The sequence below is a fragment of the Caulobacter sp. 10L414 genome, assembly GCF_056395525.1.
On sequence record NZ_JBFTJR010000047.1, the window covers coordinates 1 to 25,432 of the forward strand.

23 protein-coding genes and 1 tRNA gene are annotated in these 25,432 nt (G+C 69.0%); 6 read left to right on the plus strand and 18 right to left on the minus strand.

The features are described from left to right. Positions 1–646: 646 nt before the first annotated feature. The 4 genes from AC1DCG_RS17915 to AC1DCG_RS17930 form a co-directional block, all read right to left on the minus strand. Positions 647–2,905 carry a TonB-dependent receptor gene (locus AC1DCG_RS17915; RefSeq protein WP_477031120.1) on the minus strand — a complete coding sequence of 753 codons (2,259 nt, stop codon included), beginning with the start codon at positions 2,903–2,905 and terminating at the stop codon, positions 647–649. 350 nt (positions 2,906–3,255) lie between these two features. Beyond that, positions 3,256–3,330: transfer RNA gene (locus AC1DCG_RS17920), tRNA-Thr, on the minus strand. A gap of 87 nt (positions 3,331–3,417) precedes the next feature. Next, on the minus strand, positions 3,418–4,197 hold the full coding sequence (locus AC1DCG_RS17925; RefSeq protein ID WP_477031121.1) for an acyl-CoA thioesterase: 780 nt from the start codon (positions 4,195–4,197) through the stop codon (positions 3,418–3,420). A gap of 63 nt (positions 4,198–4,260) precedes the next feature. Continuing rightward, on the minus strand, positions 4,261–4,665 hold the full coding sequence (locus AC1DCG_RS17930) for a VOC family protein (protein ID WP_477031122.1): 405 nt from the start codon (positions 4,663–4,665) through the stop codon (positions 4,261–4,263). A 98-nt stretch (positions 4,666–4,763) separates the two neighbouring features. Here AC1DCG_RS17930 and pcaF point away from each other — a divergent pair, with 98 nt between their 5' ends. Beyond that, positions 4,764–5,960, plus strand: coding sequence for a 3-oxoadipyl-CoA thiolase (gene pcaF, locus AC1DCG_RS17935; RefSeq protein ID WP_477031123.1), 1,197 nt, complete (start codon positions 4,764–4,766; stop codon positions 5,958–5,960). Between the two features lie 175 nt (positions 5,961–6,135). Here pcaF and AC1DCG_RS17940 read toward each other — a convergent pair whose 3' ends face one another. From AC1DCG_RS17940 to fliL, 5 genes are read right to left on the minus strand one after another with little or no spacing between them, the layout of a single operon-like run. Then, the gene (locus tag AC1DCG_RS17940) at positions 6,136–9,009 is read right to left on the minus strand and encodes a tetratricopeptide repeat protein (RefSeq protein WP_477037028.1); all 2,874 of its coding nucleotides are present in this window, start codon (positions 9,007–9,009) and stop codon (positions 6,136–6,138) included. 18 nt (positions 9,010–9,027) lie between these two features. Next, positions 9,028–9,810: a MotE family protein gene (locus tag AC1DCG_RS17945; RefSeq protein WP_165262145.1), complete on the minus strand. Its 783-nt coding sequence runs from the start codon at positions 9,808–9,810 to the stop codon at positions 9,028–9,030. Next, a complete protein-coding gene (locus AC1DCG_RS17950; RefSeq protein ID WP_165262143.1) occupies positions 9,807–10,421 on the minus strand; it encodes a DUF6468 domain-containing protein in 615 nt (204 codons plus the stop codon). Before AC1DCG_RS17950 ends, AC1DCG_RS17945 begins: the two co-directional genes overlap by 4 nt. Next, the gene (fliM, locus tag AC1DCG_RS17955; protein WP_058349208.1) at positions 10,418–11,572 is read right to left on the minus strand and encodes a flagellar motor switch protein FliM; all 1,155 of its coding nucleotides are present in this window, start codon (positions 11,570–11,572) and stop codon (positions 10,418–10,420) included. Before fliM ends, AC1DCG_RS17950 begins: the two co-directional genes overlap by 4 nt. Before the next feature lie 27 nt (positions 11,573–11,599). Then, on the minus strand, positions 11,600–12,214 hold the full coding sequence (fliL, locus tag AC1DCG_RS17960) for a flagellar basal body-associated protein FliL (protein WP_165262141.1): 615 nt from the start codon (positions 12,212–12,214) through the stop codon (positions 11,600–11,602). A gap of 222 nt (positions 12,215–12,436) precedes the next feature. Between fliL and flgF the strand changes: the two genes are divergently transcribed. The 5 genes from flgF to AC1DCG_RS17985 all read left to right on the plus strand — a co-directional run bounded on the left by flgF (position 12,437) and on the right by AC1DCG_RS17985 (position 16,092). Then, the gene (flgF, locus tag AC1DCG_RS17965) at positions 12,437–13,174 is read left to right on the plus strand and encodes a flagellar basal-body rod protein FlgF (RefSeq protein ID WP_109099099.1); all 738 of its coding nucleotides are present in this window, start codon (positions 12,437–12,439) and stop codon (positions 13,172–13,174) included. Between the two features lie 13 nt (positions 13,175–13,187). Further along, complete coding sequence (gene flgG / locus AC1DCG_RS17970) at positions 13,188–13,976, plus strand: flagellar basal-body rod protein FlgG (protein WP_101712695.1); 789 nt, start codon at positions 13,188–13,190, stop codon at positions 13,974–13,976. A 4-nt stretch (positions 13,977–13,980) separates the two neighbouring features. Then, entirely contained in the window at positions 13,981–14,742 is a 762-nt protein-coding gene (flgA, locus tag AC1DCG_RS17975) for a flagellar basal body P-ring formation chaperone FlgA (protein ID WP_165262139.1), read from the plus strand. A gap of 17 nt (positions 14,743–14,759) precedes the next feature. Next, positions 14,760–15,491: a flagellar basal body L-ring protein FlgH gene (gene flgH / locus AC1DCG_RS17980; RefSeq protein WP_477041592.1), complete on the plus strand. Its 732-nt coding sequence runs from the start codon at positions 14,760–14,762 to the stop codon at positions 15,489–15,491. A 139-nt stretch (positions 15,492–15,630) separates the two neighbouring features. Then, positions 15,631–16,092: a hypothetical protein gene (locus AC1DCG_RS17985; RefSeq protein ID WP_477031126.1), complete on the plus strand. Its 462-nt coding sequence runs from the start codon at positions 15,631–15,633 to the stop codon at positions 16,090–16,092. Between the two features lie 48 nt (positions 16,093–16,140). On the opposite strand, the gene AC1DCG_RS17990 is transcribed toward AC1DCG_RS17985, so the two are convergent. From AC1DCG_RS17990 to AC1DCG_RS18030, 9 genes are all read right to left on the minus strand, one after another. After that, positions 16,141–17,652, minus strand: a complete 1,512-nt coding sequence (locus AC1DCG_RS17990) for an alpha/beta hydrolase (RefSeq protein ID WP_477037029.1) — start codon at positions 17,650–17,652, stop codon at positions 16,141–16,143. 207 nt (positions 17,653–17,859) lie between these two features. Further along, positions 17,860–19,779 carry a 1-deoxy-D-xylulose-5-phosphate synthase gene (gene dxs, locus AC1DCG_RS17995; RefSeq protein WP_477031128.1) on the minus strand — a complete coding sequence of 640 codons (1,920 nt, stop codon included), beginning with the start codon at positions 19,777–19,779 and terminating at the stop codon, positions 17,860–17,862. A gap of 17 nt (positions 19,780–19,796) precedes the next feature. After that, positions 19,797–20,678 carry a polyprenyl synthetase family protein gene (locus tag AC1DCG_RS18000; RefSeq protein ID WP_058349198.1) on the minus strand — a complete coding sequence of 294 codons (882 nt, stop codon included), beginning with the start codon at positions 20,676–20,678 and terminating at the stop codon, positions 19,797–19,799. Beyond that, the gene (locus AC1DCG_RS18005; RefSeq protein ID WP_101712702.1) at positions 20,675–21,037 is read right to left on the minus strand and encodes a tRNA-binding protein; all 363 of its coding nucleotides are present in this window, start codon (positions 21,035–21,037) and stop codon (positions 20,675–20,677) included. Before AC1DCG_RS18005 ends, AC1DCG_RS18000 begins: the two co-directional genes overlap by 4 nt. After that, the gene (locus AC1DCG_RS18010; protein WP_109099095.1) at positions 21,037–21,291 is read right to left on the minus strand and encodes an exodeoxyribonuclease VII small subunit; all 255 of its coding nucleotides are present in this window, start codon (positions 21,289–21,291) and stop codon (positions 21,037–21,039) included. Before AC1DCG_RS18010 ends, AC1DCG_RS18005 begins: the two co-directional genes overlap by 1 nt. 65 nt (positions 21,292–21,356) lie before the next feature. Beyond that, positions 21,357–21,977, minus strand: a complete 621-nt coding sequence (locus AC1DCG_RS18015; protein WP_477031129.1) for a histidine phosphatase family protein — start codon at positions 21,975–21,977, stop codon at positions 21,357–21,359. 41 nt (positions 21,978–22,018) lie between these two features. Further along, a complete protein-coding gene (locus tag AC1DCG_RS18020; RefSeq protein WP_477031130.1) occupies positions 22,019–22,939 on the minus strand; it encodes a histone deacetylase family protein in 921 nt (306 codons plus the stop codon). A gap of 220 nt (positions 22,940–23,159) precedes the next feature. Continuing rightward, a complete protein-coding gene (locus AC1DCG_RS18025; protein ID WP_477031131.1) occupies positions 23,160–23,777 on the minus strand; it encodes a glutathione S-transferase family protein in 618 nt (205 codons plus the stop codon). Between the two features lie 62 nt (positions 23,778–23,839). Further along, positions 23,840–25,123 carry a NupC/NupG family nucleoside CNT transporter gene (locus AC1DCG_RS18030; protein ID WP_165262125.1) on the minus strand — a complete coding sequence of 428 codons (1,284 nt, stop codon included), beginning with the start codon at positions 25,121–25,123 and terminating at the stop codon, positions 23,840–23,842. Between the last annotated feature and the right edge of the window lie 309 nt (positions 25,124–25,432).

The following is a 25,432-nucleotide window of genomic DNA, read 5'->3' on the forward strand; positions in this document are numbered from 1 at the left end:
GACCTCGAAGGGTCATCGCCAGACCTCGAAGGGTCATCGCCAGAGCGCCGCCGCCTGCGTTTCTCTTTCCAAATCAACAATGTCAAAGACCAGAGCCGAAGCTCCGAGCCGCCTCCGTAACCGGGGAGCGGCCCCACCGTTTAGCGCCCGGTGTCGGCGGAGGCGGCTATTTAAACCAGCGCCTCATTTTGTCAAACTCTATTTTCAACTTTCTTTTCCAAACCGTCCCGCCTCCGAGGAGGCCGAACCGCTCCGCGGCGCCGAATGGACTTCAGCGCCTCGGAAAGAAAAGAGAGCTTCGAATGAGCCCCCGAAGCGGCGGGCCGCGTCGGGAGGGCGGTGTTTATGCGGGAGCCCATTTTGAGTCAAGCGCACTGCAACGCGCTTTGACGATTTTCTTCGCAAACCGCCCGAAAAGCCCGCCGCATATGGGTGGCGGAAGCCCCCTCCCCTCGCCCACGAACAGGCGCAGGGCGGCGAGACAATCGTTCAGGAGCTGGAAAATCGGGTCGTCCGCCGGCCTCGGCGGGAATCGGCCGTCGAAACGACGCCGCTTCGGCGCGTCGCTCGCGCCGGAAAATCATCGTCCGGGACGAATCCCGGATCTCCGGCGGCGCTTCGAAAAGCGCCGCCGGGATCGTCAGTCTTAGAATCGCTTCGTCACCTGCACGCCGTAGGTGCGCGGCTCGTTGACGAAGGCCGTCAGGTTGTTGAAGTCGATCGCGCCGATGACATTGGCCTCGTCGGTCAGGTTGCGGATGTAGACCGCCGCTTCCAGGCCCTTGGCCGGGCTGCGCCAACCGGCGCGGGCGCCGCCCTCGAAGCTGGTGTCCTGCATGAACTCGACCGACTCGTAGAGGAACAGGTTGAAGTCCTTCTGCAGGACCCAGTCCGTCGAGGCGAAGAGCTCGGTCCCGTTGCTCAGGCCATGCACGTAGGTCAGCGTGATGTTGGCCGTGTACTTGGGAGCCTGCGGGAACGGGTTGCCGTCGATGTTGGCGCGGCGCGTCGTCCCCACCGTCACGATCGGATCGGTCACGGTGCAGTTGGCGCCGCAGAAGGCGACCAGCAGGTCCTTGTCCTTGATCTCGGTGTGATTGTAGGCGAACCCGCCGGCCAGGCTGAAGCCGGCGCCCAGATAGACGTCGCCGTCGATCTCGAGGCCGTAGCCCACGCCCTTGTCGGCGTTGATCAGTTGGTTGAAGTTGCCCTCGCCGCCGATGGCCGTGAACTGCGGGTCGGAGACCTCGTAGTAGTAGGCCGTGGCGTTCAGGCGCGCGCGGCCTTCCCACAAGCGCGACTTCAGGCCGGCTTCGTACGACATCACGGTTTCCGAATTGGCGGCCGTGATCAGGTCGGACGAGGTGATGCGGCCCTGCAGCGAGGGACCGCGATAGCCCTTGGCCACGCGGGCGAAGACATTGAGGTCGCCATTGACCTCATAGAGGGCGCTCAGATCCCAGCTGACCTGCTCGTCGCCGACCGAGCGACGCACGTCGAACAGCGGACGGGCCGTGCTGGTGCTGCCGGTGGGGATGATCCGGTCGCCCTGGAAGTCGCGGCTGTCTTCGGTGTAGCGCAGGCCGCCGGTGATCTTCAGGGCGTCGGTGACCTTGTAGTTGGCCTGGCCGAACACCGACCACGACTCCGAGCGCTGGACGACGTCGCCGATCACGGTCGGCGCCAGGCCGCCCGTGCCGTTGAAGGTGCCCGAGACGAGGTTGAAGCGCTCGTCCCAGAAGAACGCGCCGACCTGCCAGCCGAAGCGGCCGTCGCCGTTCGAGGCCAGGCGCACTTCGATGGTCTTCTGGTCCAGGTCGCTCGACAGGGTGCCGGTCTCGGAGTTGAACGGCGTCTTGTAGGGCGCGGTCGCCGCGGCCGAGGCCACGCCGCCGTCGATGTCGCCGTCACCCGACGAGCGGCCCTGATAGGCGCTGACCACGCCGGTCAGGGTGACCGGGCCGAAGTCATAGGCCGCCTGCAGGCTCTGCGAGGTGGTGTGCTGCTTCTGCGGGTTGTTGCGGCCGCCGTCGTAATAGACCGTGTCGCGGTCGAAGTTGCCGTTCAGCTCGTTGGAGCCCTTGGTCAGCACGTTGGCGCGGTTCAGCGTGCCGGTGCCGATGTAGTCGCGGGCCTGCAGGGTCAGCAGGGTCGACAGGCGCTCGGTCGGCTTGAAGGCCACGTGCACGCGGGCGGCGACGTCGTCAAAGCCGCCCAGGTCGTCGCCGTCGCCGGCGAACGAGGGGTTGTAGGCGTTGTTGACCCAGTCGTCCCGGTGGTTCCACAGGCCCGCCACGCGCACCGACAGGGTGTCGCTGACCGGGATGGAGACGCCGGTCTCGGCGCGCACCGCGCCCAGGTTGCCGTAGGCCAGCGAGCCGAAGCCGCCGAAGTCGTCCGAAGGCTTGGCGGTGTCGATCTTGACCACGCCGGCCGGGGTGTTGCGGCCGAACAGCGTGCCCTGCGGGCCGCGCAGCACTTCAAGCTGCTCGACGTCGAACAGCGGGAAGCCCTTCAGGAAGACGTTTTCCAGCACCACGTCGTCGAGCACCACCGACACCGGCTGCGAAGCGTTGAAGTCGAAGTCCACATTGCCCAGGCCGCGGATGTAGAAGCGCGGAGCGTAGCGGCCGTTGGAGCTTTCGATCTGCAGGCTGGGCACGCGGGCCGACAGCGACAGCACGTCGCCGCCGCCAGCGGAGACCGCCGCCAGGGTCTTGCCGCCCAGGGCGGTGACGGCGAACGGCACGTCGCGGATGTTTTCGCTGCGGCGCTGGGCGGTGACGACGATCTCTTCGGTGATCGTGGCGTCGGTCGCCGGCGCCTGCTGGGCCAGGGCCGGAGCGCTGGCGAGCAGCGCAAGCCCGCTCACCGACAGAGCAAGCCAAGTGTGGCGATGGTTCATAGGTCTATCCCCTGTAATTTATAGGGGCGCTGCCTACGCCGCGACGTTACGCCAGCGCCATAAAAAACCGGCGCTATTGCTTGAATTTTTCACGACAACTGGACGTTGCCTAAAGAGGCTCCAGCTTGCACGCTGCATTTACTGGAGAAACCAGGGAAAGAATAACAGCAATATATGATCTTATTCCGCATCCATGGCGCAGCGATCTGGCCCGCCTGACCGGCAAGTAAGACATGACTTACCCGAACAACGATCCGTGAACGAACAAATACCGACGAAAGGCGCAGACGCGGCGTCGCCTTTGCGGGCGCCGGAACGACCGATCCTGGACCTTCGAACGGAGGGAGACGTGGTGCCGGTTGAGGGGATTGAACCCCCGACCTTCGGTTTACAAAACCGCTGCTCTACCGCTGAGCTAAACCGGCGCGCCGACGCGTGTTCGCGAACGGGCGTTCTCCTTAGCCGCAGTCGACGGGGCGAGGCAATGCCCCCGCCCCTCGCCCAGGTAAGCTTCAGAGGAACACGGCCACCGTCTGGCGGGCGGCGATCAGCGGGGTTCCGTCCCGGCTCCACAGGGTCATGGCCTGGGCCGAATAGCCCTCGCGGATCGTCTCGGCCCGGCTGCTCATCAGTCGCCAGCCGTCGTCGTCGGGCGCATCGCCCAGCACGTCCATCGACCAGGTCATGGTCGAGATGGGCGCGAACTGATCGAACACCGACAGGGCCGGCGGCGGCAGAGCATCGGCCAGGGCGACCATGGCCGCCAGCGAGCGGGCGGCGGCGTCGCGGTGGCGGATCCACACCAGGAAATCGGGCGGCCCGCCGCTCAAGGGCCGTCCGCCGGCCACGTAGCGGAACTCGAACTGGCGCGCGAAGGCCGGACCGGCCCCTTCGGGGATGAACAGCTCGCAGGCCTCGGGCGCGGGAACGGCCGGCGCCGGCAGGTCGAGGTGGTCGAGCCTGGAGGCGCGCTCGGCGCCGAAGGTCAGCGCGCCGCGCGTGGCCAGGCCGCCCTCCCCCGTCAGGTCGACGCTGGCGAACAGCGCCGACTTGCCCTGGCGCAGCACCTCCACCTTTGCCGACAATTCGCCGGCCGCCGGGCCGACGAAGGCGAACTGGGCTGAACGCAGCGGCGGGGCCTGCGGCAGGCGGCGCGCGGCGGCTTCCAGGCACAGCGCCGCCGACAGGCCGCCATAGGTGGTGCGCCCCTGCTTCCAGTCGTCGCCCACGGTCGCGACCACCGTCTCGCCATCGATCCGCAGGGCGTCGATCAGTTCGCTGTAGCTGGGCACGGTGCTTGGTCTCCCACGCCTGGAGTGGCGCGCGACCGACATAGTCCTAATTCGAAACTGACGTCAATCTTCCCCGACGTTCAGTTGCCAGGACACGCCGAAGCGGTCCGACACCCAGGCGAACCAGGGGCTGAAGCCGTAGCTTCCGGGCGGCATCAGCACCCCGCCGCCCTCGCCCAGCACCCCGGCCAGGCGATCGACCTCGGCCGCCGAGGCGCAGGTGACGAAGAACGAGAACGACGGCGTGAAGGTAAAAGCGTGCTTGATGAAGCTGTCGCTGCACATCACGCTCTGGCCGCCGATCGTGAAGCGAGCGGTCTTGATCGTACCYTGCGGCCCCGGGCCGGCGGGGCCGTAGAGCTCGACCTCTTCGACCACGCTGCCTGGAAAAACCGAGACGTAGAAGTCCAGGGCGTCGGGGCCGACGCCGTCCTGGAACATCAGGAAGGGCTGCACGGTTGGGCTCATGCCCCCAGCCTAGTCCCCTGCCCGCCTGTCGCAAGCGCATTGCGCTTCCCGCAAACGTTCGTTTGAATACGCGCCGAACGCCGCCCCCGGGAGCCGCCATGACCGCCTATATCTGCGACGCCATCCGCACCCCGTTCGGCCGCTATGGCGGCGCGCTGTCCAAGGTGCGGGCCGACGACCTGGCGGCGATCCCGCTGAAGGCGCTGATGGCGCGCAACCCCGGCCTCGACTGGAGCGCGGTGGACGAAGTTGTCTACGGCAGCGCCAACCAGGCCGGCGAGGACAACCGCAATGTCGCGCGCATGGCCCTGCTGCTGGCGGGCCTGCCGCAGACCGTACCCGGCGTCACCGTCAACCGGCTCTGCGCCTCGGGGCTGGAAGCCGTCGGCTACGCCGCCCGCGCCATCCTTTCGGGCCAGGCCGACCTGGTCATCGCCGGCGGCGTCGAGAGCATGAGCCGCGCGCCCTTCGTGATGGGCAAGGCCGACAGCGCCTTTTCCCGCAACGCCGAGATCTTCGACACCACGATCGGCTGGCGCTTCGTCAATCCGGCGATGCGCGCGGCCTATGGCGTCGATTCCATGCCCGAGACCGCCGAGAACGTCGCGACCGACTACGCCATCAGCCGCGCCGACCAGGACGCCTTCGCCCTGCGCAGCCAGCAACGGGCGGCGGCCGCCATCAAGGCCGGCTTCTTCGACGGCGAGATCGCCCCGGTCGAGATCCCCGGCAAGGGCGGCCCCACGATCGTCGATCGCGACGAGCACCCGCGCGAGACCACGCTGGAGGCCCTGGCCAAGCTGAAGCCGATCGTCCGCGAGGGCGGCACGATCACCGCCGGCAACGCCTCGGGCGTCAACGACGGCGCCGCCGCCATCATCCTGGCCTCGGAAGACGCGGTGAAGCGTCACGGCCTGACGCCGCGGGCCCGCGTGCTGGGCTACGCCACGGCCGGCGTCGCCCCCCGCGTGATGGGCGTCGGCCCCGTGCCCGCCACCCAGCGCCTGCTGGCGCGCACCGGCCTCTCCATCGGCGACTTCGACGTGGTGGAGCTGAACGAGGCCTTCGCCGCCCAGGGCCTGGCGGTGCTGCGGCAGCTGGGCCTGCCCGACGACGGCGCGCACGTGAACCCCAACGGCGGGGCCATCGCGCTGGGCCACCCGCTCGGCGCCTCGGGCGCGCGTCTGGCCCTGACGGCGCTGCGACAGCTGGAGGCCTCCGGCGGCAAGCGGGCCCTGGCCACCCTGTGCATCGGCGTGGGGCAAGGCGCGGCGCTGGCGATCGAGACCGTCTGATCCCTCTCCCCTTGCGGGAGAGGGTGGCCTCCGAAGGAGGTCGGGTGAGGGGTCGATAGGCCGGCCAGCTGCAACCGAGGCCCAGGCCGGGTGAAGTGCTCGAGATCTGAGAGACCCCACATCCGTCGGCTAGCGCCGACACCTTCTCCCACAAGGGGAGAAGGAAGGCCCGCGCCTAGACCTTCGGCGTCGCGGCCGCGCGGAAGCGGTCCTTCATCTTGGCGACCCAGCCGTTGAACACCTCGTTCTCGGCGGTCACGCGGCCAAAGTCGCTGCTGGAGGCAACGCCGTCGACGCCGGCCAGGGCCACGCGCAGGCCTTCGGGATTGCGGGCCGTGCCGATGAGGTTGGTGTAGCGCGTGCGCAGGCGGCCCAGCGAGGCGTCGTCGTCCGACAGGCTGAAAGCCACGGCGGCCCGCATCAGCTTGGCCTCGTCCGAGGGCGACAGGCCGGCCGCGTTCTTGAAGCGGTCGCCCAGCGCGGCCTCATAGAGCTTGCCGGCCAGGGCCCAGTTGCGTTGCTTCCAGGCGATGTCGCCGCGGATGTCCTGGGCGTCCCTGCCCTTGTCGCCCTCGATCACCTCCAGGGCGTCGTCGTAGCGGCCCAGGGTCATCAGGGCGCGGGCCGTGGCCAGGCGGCGCTCGCTGTTGAGGGCCGGCGGCAGGATGGTGGTGCGGGTGTTGTTGATCGCCGCCAGCGCGTCCTCGGGCTTGCGGTCCATCAGGTAGATCCAGGCCAGGTCGGTGGCCACCTGGGCCTTGGGCACGCCGTTCAAGCGGTTGTCGACCTGGTACTTGAGCAGCTTAGCCGCCTCGTCCAGCAGGTCGACGTCAACCAGCCGGCGCACGAGGTTGCGGACCATCTGGTCGCCGTCGGCGCCGATCGGCGTCAGGTCCTGATAGTCGTAGAACAGTCCCACGGCCTGGATCGGCTGCATGCCGTCGGCCAGACCGTCGAGGAACAGGGTGCGGAAGGCGCCGTAGAGATCGTTCTGCAGGGCCACCGCCTGCGGCAGGTCCGGCAGCACCTTGTTGGCCGAGCGCAGCACCTCCAGCGCCTCGCGATAGCGGCCCTGGTCGATGTAGAGCTTGCCCAGCGCCCGCACGACGTCCAGTTCGACGCCGTCGCCGCGCCAGCGGAACCGCAGTTGGTCCAGCGTCCTGGCGGCCTCGGCCGGCGAGATCTGGTTCTTCTCCAGGCGGATCTGGGTGGCGTGCAGCACGGCGGGCGTGGCGATGCGGTCGTTCGGCGCCTTGCCGATCGCCTGGAACATCTTCAGCGCCTTGTCCTTGCGCCCTTGCAGCTCGAAGGCCTTGGCCAAGGTCAGGCGCAGGTCCAGCTGGTCGACGATCGGCAGCTTGGGCAGCTTCAGGGCCTGGTTGACCAGGCGCTCGGCGCCGACCCCGTCGCCGGTGGCGGCGGCAGACTCGGCCTGGGCGCCCAGGAAGCGGGCCTGCCACACGGCCGGGAACAGGTTCATGGCCTGGGCGCCGCCTGCGAACTTGTTGCGGGCGTCCACCCACTGGCCCTGCTTGTAGGCGACATAGCCGCGCCACAGGGCGCTGGACGGATCGTCCGACAGCACGGGCGAAGAGAAATCGGCTTCGGCCTCGGCCCAGCGGCCGGCCATGGCCTTGGCCGCGCCGCGCAAGCCGCGGAACTCGGCGTCGCCCAGCAGGCCCTGCTGCTTGCGGGCCGCGGCGTTCAGCACGCCGATCGCCTCGAACGACAGGTTAGAGCCGACCAGGAAACGGGCCAGGGCCATCCGGGCGGCGATATCGCCCTGGCGGTCGGCCGGATCGACGGCGGCCACGGCCGCCTGCAGGGCGTTGTAGCGCGCCAGGAAGCCGCCCGAGCCGGTCTTGGGCCAGTGCTCCAGGTCGATGACGGCGGGCATGGCCGCCGGCTGCGGCGCGCCGGTCACGATCTCGGCCGCGCCCCCGCCGGCACCGGCCGGCGACAGCACCAGGCCCTTGGGCCGGCCGATGCGGACGATGTCGCCCTCGGTCAGGATCTGCACGTCGCTGGCGAAGGCTTCGACGGCCAGACCCTGCGCCGACGGCAGCAGGGCCATCTCCACATACTCGCGGCGCGAGGCCAGCCCCTTGGAGGGGGCCAGGGCCGGGACCACGCCGATGCGGTCGCCGACGGCCGGATCGCTGACCCACACGGGACGGGCCGCGCCGGCCAGGTTCGCCGACAGGCTGGCGGGGGTGGCGGCTTCGTCGCGGGCCACCTTCACCGGGTCGGGCTCGCGCTGCAGGCCGGCCCCTAGGGCCACGGTCCAGCTGTTGCCCTGCCCCTCGGCATAGACCGGCACGCCGGGCTTGGCCGAGATGCGCAGGGCCGAATAGTCGGCGCCGCGGAAGACCTGGATCTTGGTGTGGCTGGGCCCGGTCTGCGGCGTGCGGCCCAGGTCCAGGCGAACGGGCGCGTCGAACACCACCCAGACCGCCTCGCCGCGCTTGAACACGGCGGCCGCGGCCGGCGCCGCCCAGGTGGTCGTGAACTGGGTCTGGCCGTCGGTCTTGTTGTAGGTCACGGCCACCACGCCGCTGGCGGGCGCGGGATTGGGACGGCGCGGGTCGCGCGGAACGGGCGCGGGCGTCGCGGTCGCCGCGGCGGGCGCTCCGGCTTGCGGCGGCTTGGCGAAGATGTTGACGAAGTCGATCCCGTCGGCGCGCCCGACCCGCAGGTCGGCGTCGTCGGTCAGGGTCAGGACCAGTTCCAACGCGCCGCCGACATGGCGGGCCTCGACTGTCTTCACCCAGCGCGGCGGGGCGATGCGAAGGCTGGCCAGATTGGGATTGGCGTCGCGGCCGAAGCGCAGGATCGCTTGCTGCCCCTCGCGGCGCATCTTCATCACCGGAACGCGGCCGCTCCAGCGGAACTCCAGGCGCGAGAAGTCGGGAGCCTGGGCGACGCGGACGACCAGGTCGCCCTGCACGGCCTGGGCCGCGGCGGGCGCGGCCGCCAGAACCGTGGGCGCGACGACGCCGGCGATGCAGATCGCCGCAACGCTCGCCTTCAACGCCCCCCGCAGGTTCATGAGCCCCCCAGCTTCCCCTTAGCCGGCCTTTTTCGGCGCGCCGGCGCCGGCCAGGGCCGGAGCCGCGGCCTGCTGGCCGCCGGCGGCGGGCGCCGCGGCGTTCTCGGCCACGGCGGCCTTGCCCTTGGCGATGGCGTCGCCCGAGAAGCGGCTGGCCAGGCGCTCGGTCAGCACCTTGGCGTCGGCGGGCGCCATGTTGGCCAGGATCATGGCCAGCGTCCGCTCCTTCATCTTGGCGGCGATCGGCAGGCGCACGCTGTCTTCCAGCACCGTCAGGCGGACGGCCGCGTCCTTGGGCTTCATGGCCGAGAACACGGTGACCATGCGGTCGACCTCGGCGGCCTTCTGGCTGTCGGCCTGGCCCAGCAGGCCCTGGATCTCGCCCTTCATGCCGTTGAGGGTCTTCATCTTGGCGTCGAGCTTGGCCTCGGCGGCGGCCAGCAGCTGCAGCTGGACGTCGATGTCCTGCTCGCGCTGGTCAAGCTGACCGCGACGCTGGCCAAGGCTCTGCAGCACGCGCAGTTCGGCCGGCGACAGGCCCGCTTCCTTGGCAAGGTCCGTGGCCGACGGCGCGCAGATGCGCGGCGGGGCGGCCTTGGCGGCGGCGTCGCTCGACGCGCTCTCGGCCGAGGCGGCTTCCTCGCCCTTGGCGTCCTTCTTCTCGGCCTTGGCGCCCTCGGCGAAGGCCTTCGCCCCGCTCAGCAGGTCGGGAACCGACTTGGCGCCGGCCAGGGCGTTGACCGCCAGGACGCCGACGACGGCGACGCCGACGATCGGCAGGATGCGGGGAACGTTCTTCATCGACGGTCTCTGAATGGCGATCCGGGCCGCGACGCGGGGTCGGGGCCGTCGAACAGGTCATCATCCACCCGAGCCCGTGAACGGGGCGTTTCACGCGCGGGCGTGGGCGACGAAATAGGCGAGGAATTGGCGGCCGTCGCGGGACGCGAGGTCGCAGGGCCGGCGCCGCGGGCGCGAGCCTCGCGCTCCAGCATGGCTTCGAAGTCCTGCGCGTTCAGGCGGCGACCGCCGGCCGGGGCGGCTTCGGGCGCCGGCGGCGCGGCGAAATCACGCGGATCGCGGGCCGGACGCTGCGCCGGCTCGGGGCGGGCCTCGATGCGCGGCGCGGCGGCGGCGCGGGTCATGCGCTCGTCCAGCTGCAGCGCCAGGGCCTTGGCCTTCTCGATGCGGTCGGCCAGGTATTCGGAAGCCTCGTCGGTCGCCGCGCGCAGGTCGGCCAGGCCCTGTTCGGCGCGCTGGGCGGCGTTGTCCAGGTCGGCCACGGCCTTGGCGAAGCCGCTCTGGGCGTCGCGCAGCGCCTTCAGCTTGCGCTCCAGGCGCCAGCCGAAGACCAGCGCCACCATCAGGAGCACCGCCAGAAGAACCTGCAGGGCGACCGAGATCAGGCTCATTTGAGTTTCTGGACCGCCTTCTTCGCCGCGGGCGTCAGCGGGGCGTCGGCCCGGATGGCGATGGAATGGTTACGGCGGCCCATCCGGCCGCGGGTAAGCGGAATCGACCCCGCCCGCAACTCCACCAGACTGTCGGGCGTGGCGTTCAGCATCAACGTGTCGCCGACCTGCAGGTTCAGCACCTTGGAAAGCGGCAGCTGCTGCTCGTCGAGCACGGCGCGCACCTCCATCTGGGTGGTCCAGAGCTCGGTGGCCAAGTGGCCTTCCCAGATGTTGTCGCGGCCGAACTTCTCACCCATGAACTGCTGCAGCAGCATCTTCCGGATGGGTTCCAGCGTGGCGTAGGGCAGCAAGAGCTCGATGCGGCCGCCGCGGTCTTCCATGTCGATTCGCAGCTTCACCAGGATCGCGGCGTTGGCCGGGCGGGCGATGGCGGCGAAGCGCGGGTTGGTCTCCAGGCGGTCCAGGGTGAACGACACCGGATGCAGCGGCTCGAAGGCGGCCTTGGCGTCGTTCAGCACCACCTCGACCATCCGCTGCACCAGCACCCGCTCGATGGTGGTGTAGGGACGGCCCTCGATGCGCATGGCCGCGGTGCCGCGACGGCCGCCCAGCAGCACGTCGACGATCGAGTAGATCAGGTTGGAGTCGACCGTCAGCAGGCCGTAATTGTCCAGTTCCTCGGCCCGGAACACCGCCAGGATGGCCGGCAGCGGGATCGAGTTCAGGTAGTCGCCGAAGCGGATCGAGCTGATGTTGTCGAGGCTGACTTCGACGTTGTCGGAGGTGAAGTTGCGCAAGGACGTCGTCATCAACCGCACCAGGCGGTCGAAGACGATTTCCAGCATCGGCAGGCGCTCGTACGAGACCAGCGCCGAGTTGATGATGGCGCGGATGCCCGTGCGGTCGTCGCCGCCGTCGCCCGACAGGTCAAAGCCCAGCAGGCTGTCGATCTCGTCCTGGTTCAGGATCCGCTCGGATCCCATGCCGTCGCCGCCGCCGTCGTCCCAGCCGGCCATACCGGCCATGCCGCCGCTGAAGTCGCCGAAGCTGTTGTTCAGCTCGCCGCCGCCCGAGGCGTCGAAGGTCCCCGGGGGGTTCTCCGCCGCCCATTGGGCCATCGCGGCCTGATCGTCGATCTCGTCTGCCATGATGGTTCGCCTCAGCCGGCCCGAAGGCTAGTTGATCAGCATCTCCTCGATCAGGACGGCGTTAACTTTCGAAGGCGCGGCCACCAGGTTCACCCGGCGCAGCAGTTCGGCGCGCAGCTGGTAGCTGCCCTGGCTGCCGGCCAGGTCCTCGGGACGCAGCTCGCGCAGGAAGGTCTGGAACATGTCGGTCAGGCGCGGAAGGTTCGGCGTCAGCGCCTCGGCCGTCTCCTCGTCGGGCAGCTCGAAGGTCAGCTTCAGCTTCAGGAAGGTCGACTTGCCGTCGGCCGACTGCATGTTCACGACGATGTCGGGCAGGGTGTAGAACACCACGCCGTCGGGGCCTTCCTTGACGACCGGCGCGCCGGCGCCGCCCTCGGCGGTCTTGGCGCCCTCGCCGCCCTCTTCCTTCTTCTTTTCCTTTTTCTTTTCCTTCTTCTCCTCGCCGTGGCCGGCTTCGCCCTCGGCGGCCGGCTTGGGCTTGAGCATGAAGAACGCAGCGGCCCCGCCGCCGCCCAGAACGAGCACGCCGGCGGCCGCCGCGATCAGGATGATCGGCGGCTTCTTCTTGGCGGGAGCTTCACCCTCGGCCGCGCCCTCTTCGCCTTCCGGGGCGGGAGCTTCCTTGGGGGGTTTCTTGGCCACGCGCAGGTTCCTTGAAATCTATGACCCGTACTCATGCGCGAGCATGGTTAACGATCTCTTTTGAAGGCCATTTGGTCGCAGGTCGAATCTGCCCGGCGGACTTCTGCAAAGCGTCGCCATTAACCACCCTCCCCGCTGATTTCATTGCGATTTTCGAGTTGGCACGCGGCTTGCTTGCAGGGTTGCGGCGCATTTGTCGCGCCAAACTGCGAGTTAATCGTCATGGACAACGCGCTGTATGTGGGCCTTTCGCGGCAGATGACGCTCCGTCGTGAGCTGGACATCGTCGCGAACAACATCGCCAACGCGAACACCACCGGCTTCAAGGTCGAGGACCTGATGGTCCGCACCGAACCGGCCAAGCCCGCGCGCACCGCGGGCGGCCCGGCGCCGATCAAGTTCGTGCTGGACGACGGCGTGGTCCGCGACTTCACGCCCGGCGCCCTGAACCAGACGGGCGGAACCTTCGACCTGGCCATCGAGAACCAGGGGTTCTTCAAGGTCTCGACCGGCGAAGGCGAGCGCTACACCCGTGACGGCCGCTTCACCACCAACCCCGAAGGCGTCCTGACCACCCAGGAAGGCGCTCCGGTGCTGGACGACGGCGGCGGCCAGATCACCATCGACCCGGAACTCGGCCCCGTCAGCATCGGCCGTGACGGCATCGTCACCCAGGGCCAGGTGCGCGTGGGCAAGATCGGCGTCGCCCGCTTCTCCGACCTCGCCTCGCTGCGCAAGGACGGCGACAACCTCTATCGCAACGTCGGCAACGAGACCCCGCAGTCCGCCACCGACGCGATCATCCACCAAGGCATGCTGGAGGGGTCGAACGTCCAGCCCATCCAGCAGATCACCAAGCTCATCGAGGTCAGCCGCGCCTACGAGAGCATCGCCAAGATGATGGACCAGACCGCCGAACTCTCGCGCTCCGCCGTCGAGCGCATGGGCAAGGTCCAGTAAGGGATAACGAACAATGCAAGCTCTGCGCACCGCCGCGACCGGCATGTCGGCCCAACAGCTGAACGTCGAGGTCATCTCGAACAACATCGCCAACATGAACACCGTCGGCTTCAAGCGCCAACGGGCCGAGTTCCAGGACCTGCTGTACCAGACGATCGAGCGCGCCGGCGCCCAGTCGTCGAGCGACGGCAACGTGGTCCCGACCGGCGTTCAGGTCGGCGGCGGCGTCAAGGCCGGCTCGGTGTACCGCATCACCGAGCAGGGCACGCCGACCATGACCAACAACCCGCTGGACGTGGCCATCCAGGGCAAGGGCTACCTGCAGATCCTGCTGCCCTCGGGCGAGACCGCCTACACCCGCGCCGGCAACTTCTCGACCAACGACCAGGGCCAGATCGTCACCGAGGACGGCTACCTGGTCCAGCCGGGCATCACCATCCCCGAGAACGCCACCGGCATCACCATCGGCAAGACCGGCCTGGTGCAGGTCAATCTCGACGGCCAGACCGACGCCCAGACGGTGGGCCAGATCGAACTGGCCAACTTCATGAACGAAGGCGGCCTCGAGGCCATCGGCGACAACCTCTATCTGGAGACCGGCGCGTCCGGCGCGGCCAACATCGCCGCCCCCGGCCAGCCCGGCTTCGGCACCCTGCTGCAGAACTACACCGAAGCCTCGAACGTCGACGCCGTCAGCGAAATCACCTCGCTGATCGTCGCCCAGCGCGCCTACGAGATGAACTCCAAGGTCATCACCACGGCCGACCAGATGCTCCAGGCCACCTCGAACCTGCGGTCGTAAGCTCATGAAAACCCTGCTTCTCGCCGCCGCCGCCCTGCTGATCGCCGCCCCGGCCGCCTTCGCCGGCCAGCCGGTCAGCCTGCGCCAGGACACCACCGACGCCGACGGCGTCATCACGCTGGGCGAACTGTTCGACGGCGCCGGTTCGGCCGGTTCGATCGTCGTTGGCCGCCGCCTTGGTCCCAGCGCCGTGCTCGACGCCGCCCAGGTGCAGATGACCGCTCGCCGCGCCGGCCTCGAGTGGGCCAACCCGCAGGGCCTGCGCCGCATCATCATCCGCCAGGGCGCCGAAGGCGGCGGCCAGCTGGCCGGCGCTTCGGCCGCCGCTCCGCGCGGCAACGTGGAGGTTCTTGCCTACGCCCGCAGCCTGGCGGCCGGCGAGACCGTGCAGCCGCAGGATCTGGTGTGGATCAAGGTCGCCTCGGCGCCCTTCGACGCCCCGTCCGACGCCGACGCCATGATCGGCATGACCACCAAGCGCCCGCTGCGCGAGGGTTCGGCCGCCTCGATGCGCGACGTCGCCGCCGCCCAGGTCATCGCCAAGGGCGATGTTGTCGCAGTCACCTACGACTACGCCGGCGTGGCCCTCACCTTGCAAGGCAAGGCCATGAGCGCCGCCGCCGTCGGAGAAGCCGTCAGCGTGCAGAACACCGCCAGCAAGAAGATCATCGAAGCGGTGGCCACCGGCCCCGGTTCGGCCGCCGTCGGCCCCGAGGCGCAAGCCCTCAAGGCCCGTTCCAATTCCGTGCGCTACGCCGCCCGCTAAGAGAGCAAGAGACACCCATGCGCCCCGCCGCCTTCGTCGCCCTCGCCCTGCTCGCCCCGATCGCCGCCTGCTCGACCGTCACCGAAGCGGTGAAGGGTCCCGAACTGGCTCCCGTCGGCTATCCCGCCTCGCTCGCTCCCATGGCCCCGACCTACGTCTCGGCCCGCGAACCGGCCCCGCAGGCCGCCTCGGCCAACTCGCTGTGGCGCGTCGGCGCCCGCGCCTTCTTCAACGACCAGCGCGCCAGCCGCGTCGGCGACATCGTCACCGTGCTGATCGAGATCGACGACAGCGTCAGCACCTCCAACACCAGCAAGTCCTCGCGCACCTCGACGGGCAACGCCGGGGTCAGCAACTTCTTCGGCCTGGAATCCAGCCTGGGCAAGGTTCTGCCGGGCGGTTTCGACCCGGCCAACGCCGTGGGCACCAACTCGGCCTTCTCCAATTCGGGCGYCGGCAGCGTCAGCCGCTCGGAGAAGATCAACCTGACGGTCGCCGCGATCGTCGCCCAGGTCATGCCCAACGGCAACATGGTCATCCAGGGCACCCAGGAGGTGAAGACCAACAACGAACTGCGCCAGCTGACCGTGGCCGGTATCGTTCGCCCGGAAGACATTTCCTCGGCCAACACCATCAAGCACACCCAGATCGCCGAAGCCCGCATCAACTACGGCGGTCGCGGCGACATCAGCCGCGTGCAGAAGACCCCGGCCGGCCAGTCGCTGGTCGAGAAGTTCTCGCCGTTCTGATGATCTAGGGGCGTTCCGGACAGGTCCGGACGACAGCGTACAATCGCCCCTCCTCCGCCGCCCCCAGGGTGAGCGGAGGCAGACCGGCAGAAACCGCCTAGGCGGCGAGGCGTTCTCCTGACGAAGGAGATCCGCCGCCATGTCTTCCCGCCTCGTCGCCGCCGCACTGCTCGCCGCCCTCGGGCTGGCCGGCTGCGCGCACGAGCAGGCGGCAAATCCCGCCTATGCCTGGGCCTATCTCAACGAGCCCGGCGAAGGCCCGAAACTGGCCTACGGCCGCCCCTCCAGCGACGAGGTGCTGCTGATGCTGGTCTGCCCCGCGCCGGGCGGGCCGGTCGAGGTTTCGGCCAGCGGGCTGGAAGGCGGAACCATAGGGCTGGCCAGCCGCGACCGGACGTCGCACCTGGCCGCCAGAACCGTCGATGGCGGTGGAACCGGGAGCCTGTTGCTGGCCTCGGCGACCACGCGCGACCCTGCACTAGGCAATTTTCGCCGCACGGGCGATCTGGCAATCGTTAACGGCGACAAGCGCCACAGCATCGCCGCCAAGGCCGACGAGCGCCGCCGCGTGAAGGCGTTCTTCGAGGCGTGCGGGGCTTAGGGCAGGCTTTCCCCTCACCGTTCCAGACCAGCTAGGGCGGCGTCGCGATCAGGGCGCCGGAACGCTGAATTTCGGCGGCGCGAGAACGACCTCGGCCGGCAGCCCTGTCATGTCTCCCGTTCGGAGATAGTCGATAAACCGATCCAGCGCGTTCGGATCCTGGTCGGCCAGATCATAGATCGCCCCATGGCCGCCGCGCCTGACGACGACCAGACGGCTGTTCGGGAAATAGGGCTGGATCTCCCGCGAGTTTTCGATGGGCGTGGAGGTGTCCCAGTCTCCGTGGAGAAAGACCACCGGGATCGGGCTCATCGCCGGAAGTCGAAGCGCGTCCCCGGCGTCCGGCGTGGGCCACAGCGAAACCGCGGCCATCGACGGGGCGAAACCCCAGGTTCCGAGGTATCGAACAGCGGCATCGTTGAAGAGGCGCCGGCCACGGGCCTCCGAAACGTTCAAGCTGGTGTCGATCAAGGGGCCGATCAGCGCGGACGGCGCAGCCGCCAGGGGCCGCCGGCTGGCTGCGACCTCCTCGGCCCACGCTGCGTACCGCCCCCGATGGATGTCGATGATACGCGCCGGCCATTCGGACGGGCGAGCGATGAGGCTCAGCCGGAAGTCATCCGGGCCGAGCACGACGTCTTCGCCAGACTTGAGCCGGACGACGACCGGCGCGTTCTCGAGGCGAGCCAGAATCTCGTCGACGGCTTGCCGTAGGCCGCCCGGCGGAAGCGACGCCGCGAGGCGTGGATCGGCTTGCGCCTCCACAGCGATCCGCATCAGCGCCGCCCAGACGTGCGACGGCATGTCGTAGCCGTTGTCCAGCGGTTCGACGCCCGACAGGAGCGCTCGGCTGACCGTCTCTGGATGCAGCCGCATGACTGCGAAGCTCCACTGCGATCCGTAGCTGAGCCCGAAGAGGTTGATCCTGGCGTAGCCGAGCGCCCGACGCAGGTCGTTCAGGTCCTCGGCGCACTGGACGACGGTATAGCCGGCGAGGTCATGATCAGGATAGCGGGCCAGCGCCCGGCGAACCACGGATGGAGCGGCCTTCAGTTCGTCATCCAGGCGCGCCGGCCGATCCAGCGGCTGGCCATCGGGATTGTAGTTGAAGCCCAGCCGCTCAGAGGCTCCCGATGCGCCTCGCTGGTCCATGACGACAACATCGCCCGCACGCCGGAAACGAAGGACGTCGCCGCGTTGCCTGGCCGCGCCGAACCAGTCCAGCCCGGATCTTGTAAAGGCGTCGATATAGCTGTCGCCCGGACCGCCCGGCAGCATGAACACCGGCGGCGTCGCCTGGGAAGCCGTTCCCTTGATCCGCATGTAACGGACAGCGATCAGCCGGCCGCCAGGTCGGGCCCGGTTCTCCGGCACATAGATGTGGCCCAACTCGTAGCGGACGACCGACAGGCCCGAGAGCAGATAGCGCGTGCTAGCCCTCACCTCGCCCGGGCGAGGCGGCTGGTCGACCGGCGGCCGCCCAGTGCAGCCTGCGATGACCAGCATCGCCGCCAAGGCGAAAGCTGTCCGCCACCGCCTGATCCCCACAGTCTTGTTCATGCAAGCCCCACACGGCGCGGGGTTCAGCGCCGCCACACACGAGACCGGACAGCGCGCCCGAGCCTTGGCAGCATACAGCAAGTTTTCCCGGCCGCGCGACGGGCTCGACCCAAGGCTGGCTGTGGCAAGGGAAGGCGAAGCTCAGAAAAGCAAAACGCCGCAACGGCGAGCGTCGCGGCGTTTGTTGTTTCACCCGGCTTAGCGGCTTTAAGCCCGCCGCCCCGCGGCGCTGACATTGTCCATGCCCAGCGCCGACAGCGCCCCGCGCAGGATGCCTTCGGCGTCGAGGCCGGCCTCGGCGTACATCAGGTCGGGCTTGTCCTGGTCCTGGAACACGTCCGGAAGACCAAGCGTGCGGATCTTCAGGCCGCGATCCAGCGCGCCGTGCTGGGCCAGGGCCTGCAGCACGAAGGCGCCGAAGCCGCCCATGGCGCCCTCTTCCACCGTGACGATGGCCTCGTGCTCGCGCGCCAGGCGCAGCAGCAGGTCAAGGTCCAGCGGCTTGGCGAAGCGGGCGTCACAGACCGTGGCCGAAAGGCCGCGGGCGGCCAGCAGGTCGGCGGCCTTCAGGCTTTCGGTCAGGCGCGTGCCGAACGAGACGATGGCGACGCTGGTCCCTTCGCGGACGATGCGGCCCTTGCCGATCTCCAGCGGGTCGGCAGGTCCCGTCGGCAGCTCCACGCCCACGCCCTCGCCGCGCGGATAGCGGAAGGCGCTGGGGCGGTCGTCGATCTCGACGGCGGTGGCGACCATGCGAGCCAGTTCCAGCTCGTCGGCGGCGGCCATCAGCACCATGCCGGGCAGAGCGCCCATGAAGCCGATGTCGAAGCTGCCAGCGTGCGTGGGACCGTCGGCGCCGACGAGGCCGGCGCGGTCCATGGCGAAGCGCACCGGCAGGCGCTGGATGGCCACGTCGTGGACCACCTGGTCATAGCCGCGCTGCAGGAAGGTCGAATAGATCGCCGCGAACGGCTTCATGCCGTCGGCCGCCAGGCCCGCGGCGAAGGTCACCGCGTGCTGCTCGGCGATGCCGACGTCGAAGGTGCGGGTCGGATAGGCCTTCTCGAAGATGTCCAGGCCCGTGCCCGAGGGCATGGCGGCGGTGATGGCGACGATCTTGTCGTCCTTGGCCGCCTGCTTGACCAGTTCCTGGGCGAACACCTTGGTGTAGCTGGGCGGGCCGGCGGCCGCCTTCTGCTGCTGGCCGGTGACGACGTCGAACTTGGCCACGGCGTGCAGCTTGTCGGCCGCGCCCTCGGCCGGGGCGTAGCCCTTGCCCTTCTGGGTGACGACGTGGACGAGGACCGGCTTTTCCTTGAATTCCCGGGCGTTCTTCAGCACCGAGACCAGGGCGTCCATGTCGTGGCCGTCGATCGGGCCCACATAGTGGAAGCCCAGCTCCTCGAAGAAGGTGCCGCCGGTGACCATGCCGCGGGCGTATTCCTCGGCCTTGCGGGCCGCGTCGCGGATCGGGGTCGGCAGCTTCTCGACCACCGTCTTGCCCAGCTTGCGCGCCTTGCGATAGGCGCCGCCCGAGACGAGGTTGGCCAGATACGCGCTCATGCCGCCCACCGGCGGGGCGATCGACATGTCGTTGTCGTTAAGGATGACCGTCAGCTGCCGCGTGGCGTCGGTGGCCGCGTTCATCGCCTCATAGGCCATGCCCGCGCCCAGCGAGCCGTCGCCGATCACCGCCACGACGGCATTGTCTTCGTTCTTGGCGTCGCGCGCGGCGCAGAAGCCCAGCGCCGCCGAGATCGAGGTGGCCGCGTGGGCCGCGCCGAACGGGTCGTATTCGCTTTCGGCCCGCTTGGTGAAGCCCGACAGGCCCCCGCCCTGGCGCAGCGTCTTGATGCGGTCGCGGCGGCCGGTGAGGATCTTGTGCGGATAGGCCTGGTGGCCGACGTCCCAGATCAGGATGTCTTTCGGCGTCTCGTAGACGTGGTGCAGGGCCACGGTCAGCTCGACCACGCCCAGGCCCGCGCCCAGATGGCCGCCGGTGACGGAGACCGCGTCGATCATCTCGGCGCGCACCTCCTGCGCCAGCTGTTTGAGCTCGGCGATCGACAGCCCGCGCGTTTGGGCGGGCGAGGAAACGGTGTCGAGAAGAGGAGTTTGCGTCGGCATGTCTGTAAAGAGCGCGGTCAGTTGCGGCGGTCCAGCACGAAATCAACGCTTTCGCGCAGATGATCGGCCCTGTCGCCAAAGATATCGAGGTGAGCCTTGGTCTGCGCGGCCAGAAGCTCCACGCGCTCCTTGGCGGCGTCCAGGCCCAGAAGGGTGACGTAGTTGGCCTTGCCCTTGGCGGCGTCCTTGCCGGCGGCCTTGCCCAGCAGGGCCGCGTCGCCCTCGGCGTCGAGGATGTCGTCGACGATCTGGTAGGCCAACCCCAGGTCCTGGGCGAAGCCCATCAGCGCGGCGCGCTCGGCTTCCTTGGCCCGGCCGATGATCAGCGGGATCTCGAAGGCGAAGGCGATCAGGGCGCCGGTCTTCAGGCGCTGCATGCGCGCCACCGCGCCCAGGTCGTCGCGAACGCCCAGCAGGTCGATCATCTGGCCGCCGCACATGCCGCGCGCGCCCGACGCGATGGCCAGCTTGCGCACCAGTTCCGAACGGACATGGCCGTCGTCGTGGGTGTCGGGGTGGGCCATGATCTCGAAGGCGGCCGTCTGCAGCGAGTCGCCGGCCAGGATGGCGGTGGCCTCGTCGTACTGCACGTGCACGGTCGGACGGCCGCGACGCATGTCGTCGTCGTCCATGGCCGGCAGGTCGTCGTGCACCAGGCTGTAGGCGTGGATGCACTCCAGCGCGCAGGCCGCGCGCAGCACCGGCCGCTCGGGCAGGTCGAACATCTTGCCGGTTTCCAGCGCGAAGAACGGCCGCAGGCGCTTGCCGGGCCCCAGCGCCGCATAGCGCATGGCCTCGGTCAGGCGGCTTTCGGGCCCGTCGGCGCGCGGCAGCAGCTCGTCGAGCGCCACGGTGACGATGTCGGCCGCCTGGGCGATGCGCTTGCCAAGGTCGCTCAAAACAGCTTTCCCCCGTTGGGCGCCGCGCGATCCACCGTCACGAGGACGACTTCGCCCTCGTCGTCGGGAAAGCCCAGGCACAGGACTTCCGACATGAACGGGCCGATCTGCCGCGGCTTGAAGTTCACCACCGCCGCCACCCGGCGTCCGACCAGCTGGTCGGTCGTGTAGTGGCGGGTCACCTGGGCCGACGAACGCTTTACGCCGAACGTCGGTCCGAAATCGATAGCCAGCTTGTAGGCCGGCTTGCGGGCCTCGGGGAAGGCCTCGGCCGAAACGATCGTGCCGACTCGGATGTCCACGCGCTCGAAATCCTCGAACGCGATCGTCGGCGACAGTTTCGGCGAGGCCTGGCCCATCAGGAGAACTCGGCCGGCTCGACGCCCGCGGCGCCGCCCTGGCCCAGGACGATCTTCTCGACCTTCAGGCGCGCGGCCTCGAGCTTCTTTTCGCAGTGCGCCTTCAGGGCCGCCCCGCGCTCGTAGATGTCGATGGAGCGTTCCAGCGGCGCCTGGCCCGATTCCAGTTCGGACACGATCTTCTCGAGCTCGGCCAGGGCCTGTTCGAAGCTCAGGGCCGAGAGGTCGTGCGCGGGAGAAGCGGCGTCGGTCATTTCTACTCCAAGGAGAAGCTGGCACCCTAGTTGGCGTGGGGCCGGCGGGCAACGGCTGTGAAAGGTCAGGCGCGCTCGAAGCGCTTGACGCACCAGTACTGGAAGCCCTGGTCTAGCGTCTTCTTCAGGCCCCGCGCCTGCAGGGCGTTGCCGATCATCACGTTGAAGAAGCCGTGGGCCACCAGCAGCACGTCCCGGCCGTCCTGCGACAGGGCGATCAGGGCGTCGGCGGCGGCTTCGGCGCGGGCCTCGGCCTGCTTGCGGCTCTCCTGGCCCATGTGATGATCGAAAAACCACCACCAGAAGCGGGCGAAGAAGCCCCACTTCTTGGGCGACAGCTTGATCCAGCTGGGCCACGGGGGCGGCGGCAGCGGCGCCTCGATGAACATCGGGTCGCGCGGAAAGTCACGGCCGCCCGCGACCGCCTGGGCGGTCTCGATCGAACGCCGGCGAGTCGACGAGACGATCACCTGCGAACGCGCGGCGATCTCAAGCAGGCAGTCCGGCGGAGTCTGGCCGGGCAGCAGGCCGCCCTCCTCGTAGCGCGCCCACCAGTCGCCATAGGTCCTGGCGTCGAAGCGCACCTTGCGCGAAAGGGCGGGTTCGCCGTGGCGGGCCAGGACGATGGCCCCAGGCGGGCGGACCACGCTCGAGGCGGTCTGGTCGGCGGTCGGTGCGTCGGCCATTTTCCTCGGCGACCCGGCGGCCGCTGACGCGGGACCGGGCCTCATCCTTCCTGAAGCGCTCTGACATGCGCCTTGGCCGAACGGCCGAGCGCTTCGAGGTCGTACCCGCCCTCGAGCGAGGAGACAATACGCCCTCTGGCCCGATGGTCGGCCACCGACACGATCGCCCTTGTGGCCCAGGCGAAGTCCTCGCTGCGAAGGCTTTGCGAGGCCAAAGGATCGCGCTCGTGGGCGTCGAATCCGGCCGACACCAGCACCAGGTCCGGCGCAAAAGCGTCGACTCGCTCCATCAGCCCCTCGAACGCCCGCCGCCAGGATTCGCGCGGCGCGCCCGGCGCCAGCGTGGCGTTGACGATGTTGCCCACGCCCCGTTCCGATGGGTCGCCGGTGCCGGGATAGAGCGGCGACTGGTGGATCGAGGCCACCATCACGGTCGGGTCGTGCTCGAACGCGGCCTGGCTGCCGTTGCCGTGATGGACGTCGAAATCGACGATGGCCACGCGGGAAAGGCCGCTGGCCTGGGCCACGCGGGCGGCGATCGCGACGTTGGAGAACACGCAAAAGCCCATGGCGATGGCCGGCTCGGCGTGATGGCCCGGCGGCCGCACCGCGCAGAAGGCCCGCCGGCCCTGCCCCGCCGCCACCTGCCGCACGGCCGCGACCACCGCTCCTGCGGCGCGACGCGCAGCGGCCAGGCTGCCGGTCGACAGCACCGTATCGGGGTCCAGTGCATGGATCCCCGCGTGCGGCGCGGCGGCGAAGATCGAATCGACGAAGGCGGCCGGATGCACGCGCCGCAGGTCGGCCGGATCGACCAGCGGCGCCTCGACAGGCTCCAGGTCCAGACCCGCCTCGTCCTCCAGCGCGTCGATCACCGCCTGCAGCCGCGCGGGACTCTCCACGTGGCCCAGACCCGGCCGGTGGTCGAGCATGTCGGCATGGGTGAACAGCGAGACGACCATGGAACGAGGTTATGCCGGATGAGCCGCGCGAGCCAAGCGGCGCTGGGGAAAGCCTCTTCTCCACCTCCCGTCATTCCCGCCCTTGTGGCGGGAAACCCTGGTGCCGCCTCCACGTGAGGGGCAAGCGGCGTGCTCAGCACGCCGCCCCATTCGCCCTTGCGGCCGATAGAGGGGTTCCCGCCACAAGGGCGGGAATGACGGGAGTATAGGTGAGAGCCTTCTACACCCCCGCCTTTGCCGCCGGCCGGGCGTTCATCTCGTCCAGCCAGCGCTTGACGTGCACCAGCGCAGGATCGGGCCGGAACCTGGCCATCCGCGCGAAGTCGATGCCCGTCACGGCCAGGATGTCGGCGATGGTCACCCGGTCGCCGGCGATGAACGGGCTTTCCGCCAGCCTGCGGTCCAGCACCTTGATCCCCTTCTCGGCGGACGCGCGGTTGCTGGCGGCCACTTCCGGGATCTGGGTCTCGATCGCCGCCAGGGCCGGATGGCTGTGGCGCACGGTCAGCATCAGCGGCGTGGCCACCAGCATCTCGGCGCGCCTGGCCCACATCTCGATCACCGCGACCTCGCGCGGGTCGACGCCGAACAGGTTGGGCTCGGGATAGACGCTTTCCAGATAGCGGCAGATGGCCACCGACTCGGTGATCGTGGTCCCGTCGTCCATCTCCAGGGCGGGCACGTTGGGCAGCCCCGTCCTGGCCAGGTAGTCGGGCGTGCGGTGCTGGCCCGTGAAGATGTCGACCTCGACGATCTCGACGTCCTCGATCCCCTTCTCGGCCATGAACCACCGCACCCGCCGGGGATTGGGCGCACGCCGGCTGTCATAGAGCTTCAACGAAAAATCCTCCCGGTTTTGGCCGGGAGGATCGTTGGTTTTCGCTGCGGAAGGAAAGGGCCTTACAGCCCGAACAGCACCCGCGGCATCAGGCCGATCAGCGAGCCGGTCAGGCAGGTGGCCAGGAAACCGGCCATCATCGCCTTCCACACCAGGCTCAGCACTTCCTGGCGGCGCTGGGGCACCAGCACCGAGAAGCCGGCGACATTCATGCCCACCGAGCCGATGTTGGCGAAGCCGCACAGGGCGTAGGTCATGATCATCCGCGAGCGCTCGTCGAGGCTGGCCGCGCCGGTCTTGGCCATCTGGATGAAGGCGGTGAACTCGGTGAGGATCAGCTTGGTGCCCAGCAGGCCGCCGGCGCTGCCGGCTTCCTTCCAGGGGATGCCCATCGACCAGGCCAGCGGCGAGAAGATCACGCCCAGGCCGCGGGTCAGGCTCAGCGGCTGGCCGCCGATGGCCGGCAGCATGGCCAGGAACTTGTCGAGCATGGTCGCGAGCGCCACGAAGACGATCAGGGTCGCGCCGACGTTCAGCGCGATCTGCAGGCCGTCGGTGGTGCCCTTCATGACGGCGTCGATCGAGCTGCCGTAGGTCTTGTCCTCGGCGGCCAGGTCCAGGTCGCCGCCCTTTTCCATCGGATCCGACGGCACCACGATGCGGGCCAGCAGCACGCCGGCCGGGGCCGAGATGATCGAGGCGGTCAGCACGTGGGCGGCGGCGTTGGGCAGCACGTCGGCCAGGATGGTGGCGTAGGCCACCATGGTCGAGCCGGACACGCAGGCCATGCCGACCGTGATCAGCATGAAGAGTTCCGAGCGGGAGAGCTTGTCGAGATAGGCGCGGATGAAGATCGGGCCTTCGATCTGGCCCATGAAGATGGTGGCGGCGGTGGCCAGGGCCGGCGGGCCGCGCAGGCCCAGCGTCTTCTGGAACACGAAGCCGAAGCCCTGGGCGGCCCACTTCAGGATCTTCCAGTGCCACAGCAGCGCCGACAGGGCGCAGACCACCAGGATCACCGGCATCACGCGGAAGGCGAAGATGAAGCCCGCGCCCGGGTTGCTGACCGGATAGGGCTGGTCGCCGCCGGCCAGGAAGCCGAACACGAACGCCGTGCCGGCCTGGGTGGAGGCGCCGAGGCCCTCGACCGCGCCGTTGACGCCGCGCAGCATCTGCTGGGCCTGCGGCAGGCCGAACAGCAGCACCACCAGGCCGACCTGGATGATCAGGGCGCCGATGGCCAGCACCCACGGGAAGCGCTTGCGGTTTTCGGAGACGAGCCAGCAGAGGCCCAGGGTGAGCGCCAGACCCGCGAGGGCCTGAACGTTCTCAGGACGGAAAAGCAAGACGGCAGAACCTTGAATTGTGAAGCGACGCCCCCGCGACGCCGACCAAGGGGCCAGTTTGTCCAACACAAGCGCGCCGGGCGCAAGCGGCTTGCTTAACCTTCGGCGTCGCGGGGGCGCGTGCTCGTTCGGCGAACAGTTGGCCGCCTCCAGGCTCGTCATCCCGGCCGAAGCCAAGCGTAGAGCCGGGACCCAGGGGCCGCCGCACTGCATTGGCGACCGCCGGGGGGATGAGCTTGGCGTCTACGCCCAGTCCTCTGGGTCCCGGATAAGCGCTGCGCGCTTTCCGGGATGACGGATATTGGAAAT